Below are 12,037 nucleotides of genomic sequence, written 5' to 3'. Positions count from 1 at the left end.
CTATACTCCGGCCCCGTCCATCCCCGACGTGGCCCCAGACGCGGGCCGCGTCATGATGAACGCCCATCATTGCTGAAAAAGTCGTCTACCGCGACTCCTGCTTCAGCCAGCGCCCCGGATCGGCCGGAACGCCGTTCTCACGCACTTCAAGATAGAGCTCCGGCTCCAAAGGTCCACGGTCGGTCATGCGTCCAAGGCTTGCGCCGGCTGCGACCGATTGTCCGGGCGCCACCGAAACGTCGGCCATTCCGGCCATGACCAGATGATAGGCGCCCTGGGCGCGGACGATCACCACCATGTCCCAGCCGTTCAGCGGGCCGGCGTACTCGACCACGCCGGCGGCGGGGCTGCCGACGGCCTGGCCCTTGGCGGTGCGGATCGACAGGCCCTCGGCCTTGCCGCCCACGGGCAGGGCGTCGCCCCAGCGGCGGACCACCTCGCCGGGCGCGGGGACCCTCAGCGCCAGCGGGCCGGTGGCGCCGCCGGTGGTCAGGCCGTCGGTCAGGGCCCCCAGGGTCTGGCGCTCCTGGTCGGCGGCGATGGCGTCCTGGGCGTAGGCGCGCTCAAGCTGGGTCTTCTCGACGATCATCCGCTCCAGCTCGCCCCGGCGGTCGGCCATGGCGCTCTCGGCGGTGAACAGCTGCTCGGAGGCGGCGGCGGCCTCGCGGCGCAGGGCCCCCACGGCGCGGGCCTGGCGGGCGTAGGCGTCGGCGCGGGCCTGCAGGTCGGGGGTCATGGCCCGGATCAGGATCGCCGCCCGCACCGCGTCGCGGGCGTCGCCGGGATTGACCAGCAAAGCCGGCGGCGGATTGCGGCGGAAAAGCTGCAGGGCGCTGAGCAGCCGGGCCAGCTGGCCCCGGTCGCGGCCCAGCTCGCCGATCAGCGCCGACTCCCGGCGGTGCAGGGTCTCCAGCCGGGCGCGCTTGACGTCGACGTCGGCGCCGGCCGAGATCTGCTGGCTGTTCAGCCGGGCCAGCTCGGCCCGCAGGTCCTCGATCTCGCGGCGGGTGTCGGCGGCCTGCTGCAGGTCGCGGGTGCGCTGGTCGCCGATCTGCTGCGCGACGACGGCTCCCGCTCCGGCGAGGAGCAGGGCGCAGGCGCTGGCGGCGAGGATCGCGGGGCGACGGAGCATTGCGTCCCTATCTGCCTGAGGGCGCGGCGGTTTCCTAGACGCCTGCCCTTCAACTCCCGTCATTCCCGCCCTTGTGGCGGGAACCCCTGGTTCAGCTGACACGTGAAGCGCAAGCGGCGTGCTGAGCACGCCGCCTCACTCGCAACTGCGACGGACAGAGAGGTTCCCGCCACAAGGGCGGGAATGACGGGAGGAAAGAAGAGCCTCAATCCCGATGATAGGGCGAGCCGCCCAGGATGGTGGCGGCGCGGTAGATCTGCTCGGCCAGCATGGCGCGGGCCAGGGCGTGGGGCCAGGTCTGGGGGCCGAAGGCCAGCAGTTCGTTGGCCTGCGAAAGGATCGACGGGTCCAGCCCGTCGGCGCCGCCGATCAGGAACACGATCCGGCGCTGGCCGTCGTCGCGCAGCCGCTCCAGCCGTCCGGCGAAGGCCCGCGAGGTGTGGACCTTGCCGTGCTCGTCGCAGGCCACGACGTAGGCGCCTTCCAGGTGGGGGCGCAGCACCTCGGCCTCGGCGGCCTTGCCCGGCTTGCGGGCCTCGACCTCGAGGATCTCGACGGGACCCAGCGCCAGGGCGCGGCCGGACGCCGTGGCGCGGGACGCGTAGTCCAGCGCCAGCTGCGCCTCGACCATGCGGCCGAGCTTCCCGACGGTGAGGATGGTGATCTTCATATGGGGAGGGCGGCGAAACCTCGCTCCGAGCCAGGCTCAGGAGCGGGGCCGCCTGCGAGAGATCAGTTCGACGACGCGGCCGGCATCCGGTGCGGGGCGTCGACGGCCCAGATCTTCTCGATGTTGTAGAAGCTGCGCACTTCGGGACGGAACAGGTGGACGACGACGTCGCCGGCGTCGATCAGCACCCAGTCGCAGTGCGGCAGGCCTTCGACCCGGGCTTTGCCCAGGCCATGATCCTTCAGCGCGCGCAGCACGTGGTCGGCCAGGGCGCCGACGTGACGATGCGAGCGGCCCGAAGCCACGATCAGGCTGTCGGCCACGGAGCTCTTGTCCGTCAGGTCGATGTGGACGATGTCCTGGGCCTTGTCGTCGTCGAGGCGGTCCAGGATCAGGCGCTCCAGCGCCTTGATGTTCAGGTCCGTACTGAGCGTCGGATTTTCAGTCGAGGATTCGGCCTTGGCCGTTCCCTCGTGCGCCGTCGGCGCGGGGTCGCTACGCAGCGGAATGCTCCTTATTGGCTTCGCGCAAAGCCCCTCTTAGCACGGAAAGACTCGAAACGTGAGGGGGATCGTGGTCGCAGGGGGATCGGGGCGCTCAACGAGCCTTTCCGCGAGACGCTTTGGCTGCGCCAAAAAGGCCGCTGACCACGAAGCCGACCAAGCCAATCGCCGAGGCGGCAGTGCTACCGGCGATGATGCCAAGCACCGTATCGGAAATAGCGAAGCCCCAAGTCGGAAGCCGCTCAGCAGAATTATGCCGCCTACGAAGAGGCAGTAGCAGACTAGAAAGTTGAAAACCTTGCCGGCGTACGGCTTCATCATTTCCGTGCGTACGTCGTCGTAGGTCTGGCGCCCTTTGAGCTGTTCGTTTTCGGCCAGCAGGCGAGCGTTTTCCGCCGAGAGTTCCGCGACCATCGCGAGGTAGCTTTGACTTTCGACCGCGTCGAAATCCTGCCGATCAGGCTCTGTGGGAGCCTCACCGATGATGGCCGGATCGCGACGGGGCGGCCGTCTAGGCGGCACGATCGGCTAACGCGTCGTAGTGAGCCTGAATATCGTGCTCATCGATCTTGGTGTTGCGACCTCGGCTGAACGCCTTGAACCAGGGTGTGCCTGGTTGGTGGGTAAGTTCCGAGAGCCGGATGGCGCCAAGGCTCCCGTAGCGGGCCCAGACCTGCGCTATGATCTGCCGCTCCCGTTCCGTCAGGTTGGCGCGATAGGGTTTGGCGTGTCCCGTCTTTCCGAAGAAGCGCGCGACTTCGCTGTCATCGGGTGTGATCGGACGGTTGATGGGCGCGCTGCCAAAGAACTTGGTGTGATCGTAGAGATCTCTGACGACCGGCCCGAAGCTCCAAGCCTCGATATCGTCAAAGATAAGCGGCTCGCCGTTGATCGCCCAATTCCAGCCGTGAGCGATGTAGGTAAGTTTCTGCAGGTGCATCTGGGTCAAGCGACCCGCTGCGCCAGGCAGTTGCAGGAACTCGTTCGCTATTTCGACAGCCCTGTGTGGCATGAAATGTTCCGCTTGTGTTCGCAGCATACACCTTCGCGGAAAGATGGAAAGCCCGGTGCCCAGCAGGTTTTTATCCGTCAGCCCTTGGTCTGGCGCGCTCTCAGGGCCGTGGACGAGGCGAAGTTCAGCGGGCCGGTGAGGTAGACCCACGCCGGAACGTCGGCGTCGGCGATGGTCGCCGCGGCGCTGGCCGGGCGTCGGGCGAAGGCGAAGCGGCGGGCGGCCGGCGAACTGCGGGCCTTCAGCGCCGCCCACGGTCGCGAGACCACGGCGACGGGGACCTCGCGCATGATCTGGGTCCAGCCGCGCCAGCGGTGGAAGGTGGCCAGGCTGTCGGCGCCCATCACCCAGACGAACTTCACGCGCGGGAAGCGGGCCTTCAGCACCCGCAGGGTGTCGATGGTGTACTGCGAGCCCAGCCGCGTCTCGGCGTCGGAGACGATCATGCTGGAGCCGCGCGCCCACCGGCGCGCCTCGTCCATGCGCTCGGCCAGGGGCCTCGTCTCGCGTGAGGACTTCAGCGGGTTCTGCGGCGAGACCAGCCAGATCACCTTGTCGAGGTTCAGGCGATGCAAGGCGGTCTCGGCCACGTGGGCGTGGCCCTCGTGCGCCGGGTTGAAGCTGCCGCCGAACAGCCCGACGCGCATGCCCGGCTCCAGGTGGAAACCGAGACGATGGGCGCTGGGGCGGCCGGCCTCAGGGACGAGTCTGGCCGGTCCCGCGAACCACATACTTGAACGTCGTCAGTTGCTCGGCCCCAACCGGGCCGCGGGCGTGAAGCTTGTCGGTGGCGATGCCGATCTCGGCTCCGAAGCCGAATTCGCCGCCGTCGGCGAACTGGGTGGAGGCGTTGACCAGCACGATGGCGCTGTCGACCTGCGAGACGAACCGCTCGGCGGCGGCGGCGTCCTCGGTGACGATGGCGTCGGTGTGGCCCGAGCCGTAGGTGGCGATGTGCTGGGCCGCGCCCTCGACGCCGTCGACCACGGCCACGGCGATGATCGGGGCCAGGTACTCGGTAGTCCAGTCCTCGACGGCGGCGGCCTTCAGCTCCGGCTCGATGGCGCGGGCGGCGGCGTCGCCGCGGATCTCGCAGCCGGCCTTGATCAGCACGTCGGCGATCGGCGGCAGCAGCTTGCCGGCCGCGGCGCGGTCGATCAGCAGGGTTTCGGCCGAGCCGCACACCGACACGCGGCGCATCTTGGCGTTCAGCACGATGTCGGCGGCCTTCTTCAGGTCGGCGGCTTCGTGCACGAAGACGTGGTTGAGGCCTTCCAGGTGGCCCAGCACCGGGGCGCGGGCCTCGGCCTGGACACGGGCGACCAGGCTCTTGCCGCCGCGCGGGATGATCAGGTCGATCGACCGGTCCAGGCCCGACAGGATGGCGCCGACGGCGGCGCGGTCGGTGGTGCGCACCATCTGCACGACCTGGTGGGGCAGGCCGGCGGCGGTCAGGCCCTTCACCACGGCGGCGTGGATGGCCAGGTTGGACTCGATGCACTCCGAGCCGCCGCGCAGGATCACGGCGTTGCCCGAGCGCAGGGTCAGGGCCGCGGCGTCGGCCGTCACGTTCGGACGGCTCTCGTAGATCATGGCGATGACGCCGATCGGCGTGCGCACGCGAGCGATGTCCAGCCCGTTGGGCCGGGTCCAGCGGGCGGTCTCCACGCCCAGCGGGTCGGGAATGGCGGCCACGGCCTCGACGCCGGCGGCGACGCCTTCGAGGCGGGCCTCGTTCAGCATCAGCCGCTCGATCATCGGCGGGGTCAGGCCGTTGGCGCCGGCCTTTTCGAGGTCGCGGGCGTTGGCGCCCAGGATGGCCGGCGCGTCGGCGCGGATCGCGGCGGCGATGGCGGTCAGGGCGGCGGTGCGCTGGGCTGGCGTGGCGAGGCGCAGCGCGCGCGCGCCTTCGCGGGCCGCCTGGCCCATCGCCCTCATCGTCGCCTGCAGGCCCCCGGCCGCGTCGTCCATGGCTCGTCCGTCCCCGGATATGCTCAGATTGAGGCTTACCTAGGCCCTTTGAGCCTCGGGGGGAATGGCCAAACGCTGGCGACGCATCGAGAAAGCCTGTCAGCTAGCGGGGCGCCTCCACGGTCGATTCCACACGGAAGGCGCCGATGGTGATCGCCGGGCCGGTCGGGGCCTCGGGGCCGTCGACGCGGACGAACGACACCTTGACCTCGCGCAGCTGGCCCGGCGACAGGCGGCGCAGGGCCTCGGTGGCCGGCAGCACCAGGCGCACCTTGCCGTCGCCGTGGGCGGCGTGAGGACCATCGCCGCCGCCGTTGTGCTGGGCGCCGGCGATCTCGAAGGCGCCGACCGTGCCGATCAGGCGTCGCTGGTCAAGGGCGCCGCCGGCCGGCAGGTTCACATAGACCTGGTAGAAATAGCCGCCGGCCTTGCCGGCCTCGGTCACCGCCACGTCCTCGAGCACGACGTTGACGTTCACGGGCGGCCGGACGGCGGCGGCAGACGGGCCGCGCGGCGGCTGGGCGGTCAGCAGCCGCGTGCGGTTCTGGCCGTCGTCGCCGAGCGGCACGCGCACGCTGAACGAGCTCTGGTCCAGCGTCAGTCCGCCCTGGGTCTCGCCCAGCGACAGCACCTGGCCGATCAGCCGCTCCTTGGCCAGGGGCACGGCGCGGATCGGCGGGGCGACGGCGGCGCGCAGCCGGCGCGGGGTCGGCAGGCGCTCGTCGTCGTACATGTAGCCCAGGCCCTCGGCGCTGTAGGTCTGGCGCTTGTCCATCTGCGGCTGGGCGCCATAGACGAAGGTCCCGTTCCAGTAGGCGTCGGTCGGGACCGGGTTGGCGCGGCCGGCGCCGGCCTTGACCCAGGCGCACCACAGCCGGTCGATGTTGGCGTGGTGCAGCCAGAAGATCGGATCCTGCGGCGACTGCAGGGTGGGCATGAAGCCGCCGATGATGTTGTGGACCTGATTGTGCGGCACGCTCTCGACCTTCGGCTCCATGGGCGTGGGCCAGTTGCGCGGCAGCTGTTTCCAGTAGGGATCGGTGAAGTCGTAGCCGAGGGCGTTCGAGACGTTGGTGTTGGTGCGCTTGACGTACAGCGGGTTGCCGGGCGACGGGTTGGTGAACTCCGACGGGATGTTCGGGTCGGTGAAGTAGTTCCAGTAGGGCAGGCTGAAGTTGGGATCGCGCGACAGCTCGCGGATCTTCTGCTCGAACTGCAGGATGTAGCCGCGATGCCAGGCCAGGAAGTACGGCACGCCGTGCGGGCAGAAGTTCTGGTGGATGTTGGCCCAATAGAACCAGCTGTTGGGATCGGAAGCGTTGGAGTTGCCGCGCATGATCGCCACCGCGCGGGCGTAGGACGGCCCCGAGGTCGAGGTCCTGAACACCTGCCAGCTGACCCGCCGTCGCAGCGACTGCGCCGCCGCTTCACCGGTCGCCGCCAGGTCCGCCGCCAAACCCGCCGCCAGCCCCGTGGCCAGCATCACTCGCCGATCGATCATACCGCCCTCCCGAGAATTCCAAGTTGAAACTCGTATAGGTTGCATCATCGGCAAAGCGTCAGCAAGGGGTGACCGGTGGTGGGGCGAGTGTCAGGATTTCACGACATAATGTCAGGTTGACATGACATTATGCTCGTGTCAGGTTTGCCTTACATCAACGGGAGGCGAGCCATGCTGGCGTTCGGAAAGTTCCAGACCACGGCGCAGAAGCGCTACGTGATCCGCACCATGGCGTTCATGATCCCCTACGTGCTGGTCAACATGGGCGCGATCTTCGGGGCCTTCGACGACATCAGGACGCCGGTGGCGGCCTGGGCGCTGGCGCTGGTGGTGTCGGCCCCGGTAGTGGGCCAGATCTGGGCGACCCTGGCCCTGATGGCCGAGTCCGACGAGTTCGTCCGCGCCCTGGTGGCCCGGCAGTTCATCGTCGCCTCGGGCGTGGCCATGGCCCTGTTCTCGGTCTGGGGCTTCGGCGAGAGCTACGCCCATGCGCCGCACATGCCCGGCTGGCTGATCTATCCGCTGTTCTGGGCGGTGTTCGGCGTCGTCTCGCCCTTCATCCGGAGCACGCGATGAAGAACCGCCTGAAGCTGCTGCGCGTCGAGCGCGGCTGGACCCAGGAACAGCTGGGCCAGCGGCTGAACGTCTCGCGCCAGGCGGTCAACGCCCTGGAGACCGAGAAGCACGATCCGTCCCTCGATCTCGCCTACCGCATCGCCGCGATCTTCGAGCGGCCGATCGAAGAGATCTTCGAGAACCCGCACGTCCGCTGAGGACGTTCCCCAAACACTAGGAGACCCCCATGTCGCTCGCCTTCCTCGGCGGCCGCGCGGTCGCGCGCGCCCTCGTCATCGTCCTGGCCGCCCTGCTGGCCCTCGGGATCGCCGTGTCGATCGCCCGGGCCCAGCCCGCCGCTCAACCTGCCTATGTCGCCGACCGGCTGTCGGTCGAGGTGGTCGGGCAGGGGCCCGACGTGATCCTGGTGCCGGGCCTGGCCTCCTCGCGCGGGGTGTTCCGGCCGCTGGCCGACAGGCTGAAGGCCACGCACCGCGTGCACCTGGTGCAGCTGTCGGGCTTCGCCGGCCAGGCCTGGACCGGCGGCGACGGACCGTTCGTCGACCCGGCGGTCGAGGCCCTGGCGGCCTATGTCCGCTCGGCGGGCCTAGAGCGGCCGGCGGTGATCGGCCACTCGATGGGCGGGCTGTCGGGCCTGCTGCTGGCCCAGCGCCATCCCGAACTGGTCGGCCGGCTGATGACCGTCGACAGCCTTCCGTTCTACAGCGCCATGTTCGGGCCCACGGCCACGCCGGCCAGCGCCAGGCCCTTCGCCGACCGCATGGCGGCGGGCGTCCTGTCGGCCAGCCCCGAGGCCTTCGCCGCCCAGCAGGCGGCGGCCGCCAAGGGCCTGTCGCGCACCCCGGCCATGCAGGAGACCATCGTCGCCTGGTCGCTGGCCTCGGACCGCAAGGCCGTGGCCAAGGCGATCTCCGAGGTGATGACGCTGGACGCCCGTCCGGGCCTGGCGGCGATGAAGACCCCGGTCACCGCGCTCTACGCCGTCGACACCGAAGGCGCGCTGCCGCCGGCCGTGGTCGGGGCGCTGTGGATGCGCGAATACGACGCCTTGCCGGGTGTGAAGCTGGTCCGCGTGGAGAACAGCCGCCACTTCATCATGGCCGATCAGCCGGAGGCCTTCGCCAAGGCGGTGGACGGGTTTCTGAAGTAGCTACGACTGCTCCCTTCCCCCTTGGTGGGGGAAGGGCCGGGGATGGGGGTGATCTGCTGAACTGGCTTCCATGCCAAGTTCAGCCGCCGCAACCACCCCACCCAACCCTCCCCCATCGAGGGGAGGGCTCAGGCATGGATCAGCTATTCACCGCCAGGTCGTCGGTGTGGATCATCGGGCCTTCGGTGAAGCCCAGCTCGGCCTCGATGGCGTCGCTGCGCAGGCCGGCGATCCGCAAGGCGTCGGCGCTGTCGTAGCGGACCAGTCCACGGGCGACCTCGCGGCCGGTCTCGTCGCGAACGCGGACGGCGTCGCCCTTTTCGAACGGACCCTCGACGGCGCGGACCCCGGCGGCCAGCAGGCTCTTGCCGGTCTTCAGGGCGGCGACGGCGCCGGCGTCGATGGTCACCCAGCCCTGCGGGGCCAGCGAGCCGGCGATCCAGGCCTTATAGGCGGCGGCGGGCGAGGCGGCGGCCTCGATCAGGGTGGCGGCCGCGCCGTCCTCGATGGCGGCCAGCGGTCGGGGGCGCGAGCCCAGGGTGATCAGGGTGGCGCAGCCGGCGGCCCGGGCGATGCGGGCGGCGGCGATCTTGGTGGCCATGCCGCCGGTGCCGACCCCGGCGGCGGCGTTGGCGCCCTCGGCCATGGCGGCGATCGCCGGCGTGATCTCGCTGACCCGGGCGATGTGGGTCGCTTTCGGGTCGCGGCGCGGGTCGGCGGTATAGAGGCCGTCGATGTCGGACAGCAGCACCAGCAGGTCGGCGCCGGCCAGCTGGCCGACGCGAGCGGCCAGGCGGTCGTTGTCGCCGTAGCGGATCTCTTCGGTGGCCACCGTGTCGTTCTCGTTGACCACCGGCACGACGCCCAGCGACAGCAGGGTCTCGACCGTGGCGCGGGCGTTCAGCCAGCGGCGGCGGGTCTCGGTGTCGTCGCGGGTCATCAGGATCTGGGCGACGCCGACGCCGTGCGGCTCGAACGCTTCCTCCCAGGCCCGCATCAGGAGGCTCTGGCCGGCGGCGGCGGCGGCCTGCTTTTCCGGCAGGGTGATCTTGCGGCCCGAAAGCCCCAGGCGCCTGCGTCCCAGCGCCCCCGCGCCGGACGACACCACGACCACTTGCTTGCCGGCCGCGCGAAGGGCCGCGGCGTCCGCGCAGAACGCCTCCAGCCACGGCTTGTTGGCCGCGCCCGTGGCGGCGTCGACCAGCAGGGCCGAGCCGACCTTGAACACGATCCTCCGGGCCTGGCCCAGAGGTCCCCCGACCCCCAGGTTCACGGCTGCCAGCCCCCCGGCGTCTCCTCGACGTGGTCCTCGTCGTCCTCGATCTCGGCCACCGCGTCGCCGCGGCGGACGCGGACCTGGCGGTAGGCCGCGCGCAGGAGCTCGGTCACGCCTTCGCCCGACACGCCGGAGATCAGCATCGGCTTGACGCCGGCCACGGCTTCCAGCTCGGCCTGCTTGGCCAGGCGGGTCTCCTCGTCCAGGGCGTCGATCTTGTTCAGCGCCAGGATCTCGGACTTGTCGGCCAGTTCGTCGCCATAGGCCTCGAGCTCGCCCCGGATCGTGGTCCAGGCGCCGACGATGTCGTCCTGGGTGGCGTCCACCAGGTGGATCAGCGTGGCCGAGCGCTCGACGTGGCCCAGGAACCGGGTGCCCAGGCCTGCGCCTTCCGACGCGCCTTCGATCAGGCCGGGAATGTCGGCGATCACGAAGCGCTCGCTGGTCGACAGGTCCACGACGCCGAGGTTCGGGGTCAGGGTGGTGAAGGGATAGTCGGCGATCTTGGGCTTGGCGGCGCTGGCGGCGGCCAGGAAGGTCGACTTGCCGGCGTTGGGCAGGCCGACCAGGCCGACGTCGGCGATCAGCTTCAGGCGCAGCCACAGCCAGCGCTCCTCGCCCTCCTGGCCGGGATTGGCCCACATCGGGGCCTGGTTGACCGGGCCCTTGAAGTGCAGGTTGCCCCAGCCGCCGTTGCCGCCCTTGGCCAGAAGCACGCGCATGCCCGGCTCGTCGAGGTCGACGATCAGGGTTTCCTTGTCTTCTTCCAGCACCTCGGTGCCGACCGGAACCTTCAGCACGATGTCGTCGCCGGCCGCGCCGTGGCGCTGCCGGCCCATGCCGTGCACGCCGGTGCCGGCCTTGAAGTGCTGCTGGTAGCGGTAGTCGATCAGGGTGTTGAGGCCCTCGACGGCCTCGATCCAGATGTCGCCGCCGCGACCGCCGTCGCCGCCGTCGGGGCCGCCGTACTCGATGTACTTCTCGCGTCGGAAAGACACCGACCCGCCGCCGCCGTTTCCGGAGCGGATGAAGATCTTGCATTGATCCAGGAATTTCATGGGCGTCTTTTGTCCCAACACGGGTTTCGCGTCGAGCGAAATGGACTTGGCGCAACCTGTGGAACGCGCGACGAAGCGCCGCCCGTGTCGATATTGCGACAAACAAACGCTGCCTTGAACGCTGTTCGGCAGCGTGACGAAATGTTAAACACAGGGTGCGACAAACGGTCCCGGGGCGAAAATTCTCTATTTCTCGTGGAGGGGGGAGGCGTCCGTTGTCGACGGAAGCGAACATCGGGAATGAACTGGATCAGGACCTCAAGGACCTGACGCTGCAGACGCTTTGCCGCAAGTATGCGGGCGAGGCGTCTATCCATCGCAACATCCTGATGAGCCGCGGCACGGGGGTGACCGGCACATGGCGCGATTTCCGCGCCTTCCTCGGCGACATCGGTCCCAAGCCCTCGGAAAACCACGTCCTGGTTCTGATCAACCGGCTCGAGCGCACCTATGGCCCCGGCCGCGCCCGCTGGATGACGCCCGACGAGCAGGCCGCGCACGAGGCCGAGTTCGACCGCGTCCAGATCGAGAAGAAGCGCGAGGCCCAGAAGATCGAGCACGAGGCCGCCGCCATCCGCCGCGCCAAGGCTCCCAACGCCCCCAATTTCGGCCAGTTCACCCCGATGGGCGGCCAGCAGGTCAGCTTCACCGACGTCGCCAGGAAGCTGAACATCCCGGTCGCGGCCCTGTCCAAGACCATGGCCGGCGGCCGCAGCGCCGACGAACTGGTCAAGCGCGCGGCCAGCGCCGCCGAGGTGATCAACACCGAGGCCAACTGGCTGCCGCCGGACCCGGCCCGCAAGGCCAACTTCTTCGAGGCCTTCCGCATCTGGCACATGCAGGTGCAGCCGCAGTTCAGCCGTGCGGCCACCCCGACCTTCCTGTTCCTCTACATCGCCCTGCCGGTGATGAAGGAATGCCGTGACGAGCTGGTCGACCTGAACCTGTGGAACCCGCTGGGCCAGCGCGCGCTGACCGCCCGCGACAACCACATCGCCTGGAAGAAGTACTGCGAGTTCATGCCCCGCGCGCAGGTGGCGATGATGGAGATCCCCATCTACGCGACCTACTCGCTGCTGTCGGACCTGGACGCCCTGTGCGAGCGCATCGTCACGGCCGAAAAGCGCTTCCGCGAGGGGCCGCAGAAGGTGATCCACACGCACCGGGCGGCGTAAGATCCCACCCAAA

The 12,037-nt window shown here is 69.5% G+C and carries 13 protein-coding genes; 4 read left to right on the top strand and 9 right to left on the bottom strand.

The window, feature by feature from the left end:
- Positions 1 to 85 precede the first annotated feature (85 nt).
- From C1707_RS03805 to C1707_RS03770, 7 genes are all read right to left on the bottom strand, one after another.
- The gene (locus C1707_RS03805) at positions 86 to 1,132 is read right to left on the bottom strand and encodes a murein hydrolase activator EnvC family protein (RefSeq protein ID WP_101712779.1); all 1,047 of its coding nucleotides are present in this window, start codon (positions 1,130 to 1,132) and stop codon (positions 86 to 88) included.
- A gap of 205 nt (positions 1,133 to 1,337) precedes the next feature.
- Positions 1,338 to 1,802 carry a 23S rRNA (pseudouridine(1915)-N(3))-methyltransferase RlmH gene (gene rlmH / locus C1707_RS03800; RefSeq protein ID WP_058347733.1) on the bottom strand — a complete coding sequence of 155 codons (465 nt, stop codon included), beginning with the start codon at positions 1,800 to 1,802 and terminating at the stop codon, positions 1,338 to 1,340.
- A gap of 62 nt (positions 1,803 to 1,864) precedes the next feature.
- The gene (gene rsfS / locus C1707_RS03795; protein ID WP_164467475.1) at positions 1,865 to 2,305 is read right to left on the bottom strand and encodes a ribosome silencing factor; all 441 of its coding nucleotides are present in this window, start codon (positions 2,303 to 2,305) and stop codon (positions 1,865 to 1,867) included.
- 511 nt (positions 2,306 to 2,816) lie between these two features.
- Positions 2,817 to 3,245, bottom strand: coding sequence for a Panacea domain-containing protein (locus C1707_RS03785; protein WP_240633942.1), 429 nt, complete (start codon positions 3,243 to 3,245; stop codon positions 2,817 to 2,819).
- 149 nt (positions 3,246 to 3,394) lie between these two features.
- The gene (locus C1707_RS03780; protein WP_101712775.1) at positions 3,395 to 4,048 is read right to left on the bottom strand and encodes a nicotinate-nucleotide adenylyltransferase; all 654 of its coding nucleotides are present in this window, start codon (positions 4,046 to 4,048) and stop codon (positions 3,395 to 3,397) included.
- A complete protein-coding gene (locus C1707_RS03775; protein WP_101712774.1) occupies positions 4,014 to 5,288 on the bottom strand; it encodes a glutamate-5-semialdehyde dehydrogenase in 1,275 nt (424 codons plus the stop codon). The genes C1707_RS03780 and C1707_RS03775 overlap by 35 nt, the downstream gene beginning before the upstream one ends.
- A gap of 103 nt (positions 5,289 to 5,391) precedes the next feature.
- Entirely contained in the window at positions 5,392 to 6,789 is a 1,398-nt protein-coding gene (locus C1707_RS03770) for a tyrosinase family protein (RefSeq protein WP_164467273.1), read from the bottom strand.
- A gap of 171 nt (positions 6,790 to 6,960) precedes the next feature.
- Between C1707_RS03770 and C1707_RS03765 the strand changes: the two genes are divergently transcribed.
- Genes C1707_RS03765 through C1707_RS03755 form a run of 3 tightly spaced genes read left to right on the top strand, consistent with a single transcriptional unit; the run spans position 6,961 to position 8,515 of the window.
- Positions 6,961 to 7,365 (top strand): hypothetical protein, encoded by a 405-nt coding sequence (locus tag C1707_RS03765; RefSeq protein ID WP_101712772.1) that lies wholly within the window; start codon positions 6,961 to 6,963, stop codon positions 7,363 to 7,365.
- The gene (locus C1707_RS03760) at positions 7,362 to 7,562 is read left to right on the top strand and encodes a helix-turn-helix transcriptional regulator (protein ID WP_101712771.1); all 201 of its coding nucleotides are present in this window, start codon (positions 7,362 to 7,364) and stop codon (positions 7,560 to 7,562) included. The genes C1707_RS03765 and C1707_RS03760 overlap by 4 nt, the downstream gene beginning before the upstream one ends.
- 29 nt (positions 7,563 to 7,591) lie before the next feature.
- A complete protein-coding gene (locus tag C1707_RS03755) occupies positions 7,592 to 8,515 on the top strand; it encodes an alpha/beta fold hydrolase (RefSeq protein WP_101712770.1) in 924 nt (307 codons plus the stop codon).
- 139 nt (positions 8,516 to 8,654) lie between these two features.
- Here C1707_RS03755 and proB read toward each other — a convergent pair whose 3' ends face one another.
- Positions 8,655 to 9,788: a glutamate 5-kinase gene (gene proB / locus C1707_RS03750; protein ID WP_101712769.1), complete on the bottom strand. Its 1,134-nt coding sequence runs from the start codon at positions 9,786 to 9,788 to the stop codon at positions 8,655 to 8,657.
- Positions 9,785 to 10,849: a GTPase ObgE gene (gene obgE, locus C1707_RS03745; protein ID WP_101712768.1), complete on the bottom strand. Its 1,065-nt coding sequence runs from the start codon at positions 10,847 to 10,849 to the stop codon at positions 9,785 to 9,787. Before obgE ends, proB begins: the two co-directional genes overlap by 4 nt.
- A gap of 215 nt (positions 10,850 to 11,064) precedes the next feature.
- Here obgE and C1707_RS03740 point away from each other — a divergent pair, with 215 nt between their 5' ends.
- The gene (locus tag C1707_RS03740) at positions 11,065 to 12,024 is read left to right on the top strand and encodes a hypothetical protein (protein WP_101712767.1); all 960 of its coding nucleotides are present in this window, start codon (positions 11,065 to 11,067) and stop codon (positions 12,022 to 12,024) included.
- Positions 12,025 to 12,037: the final 13 nt, after the last annotated feature.

This window comes from Caulobacter flavus, from assembly GCF_003722335.1.
In the GTDB taxonomy this organism is placed as follows: Bacteria; Pseudomonadota; Alphaproteobacteria; order Caulobacterales; family Caulobacteraceae; genus Caulobacter; species Caulobacter flavus.
Note: the sequence above shows the minus strand (reverse complement) of the source record. Positions and strands in the feature narration are given on the sequence as shown.

Excerpts from the sequence above, each read along its gene's own strand:
- C1707_RS03805 (WP_101712779.1), bottom strand. The coding sequence starts at position 1,132 with ATGCTCCGTCGCCCCGCGATCCTCGCCGCCAGCGCCTGCGCCCTGCTC.
- rlmH (WP_058347733.1), bottom strand. The coding sequence starts at position 1,802 with ATGAAGATCACCATCCTCACCGTCGGGAAGCTCGGCCGCATGGTCGAG.
- C1707_RS03785 (WP_240633942.1), bottom strand. The coding sequence starts at position 3,245 with ATGCACCTGCAGAAACTTACCTACATCGCTCACGGCTGGAATTGGGCG.
- C1707_RS03780 (WP_101712775.1), bottom strand. The coding sequence starts at position 4,048 with ATGTGGTTCGCGGGACCGGCCAGACTCGTCCCTGAGGCCGGCCGCCCC.
- C1707_RS03775 (WP_101712774.1), bottom strand. The coding sequence starts at position 5,288 with ATGGACGACGCGGCCGGGGGCCTGCAGGCGACGATGAGGGCGATGGGC.
- C1707_RS03770 (WP_164467273.1), bottom strand. The coding sequence starts at position 6,789 with ATGATCGATCGGCGAGTGATGCTGGCCACGGGGCTGGCGGCGGGTTTG.
- C1707_RS03765 (WP_101712772.1), top strand. The coding sequence starts at position 6,961 with ATGCTGGCGTTCGGAAAGTTCCAGACCACGGCGCAGAAGCGCTACGTG.
- C1707_RS03760 (WP_101712771.1), top strand. The coding sequence starts at position 7,362 with ATGAAGAACCGCCTGAAGCTGCTGCGCGTCGAGCGCGGCTGGACCCAG.
- C1707_RS03755 (WP_101712770.1), top strand. The coding sequence starts at position 7,592 with ATGTCGCTCGCCTTCCTCGGCGGCCGCGCGGTCGCGCGCGCCCTCGTC.
- obgE (WP_101712768.1), bottom strand. The coding sequence starts at position 10,849 with ATGAAATTCCTGGATCAATGCAAGATCTTCATCCGCTCCGGAAACGGC.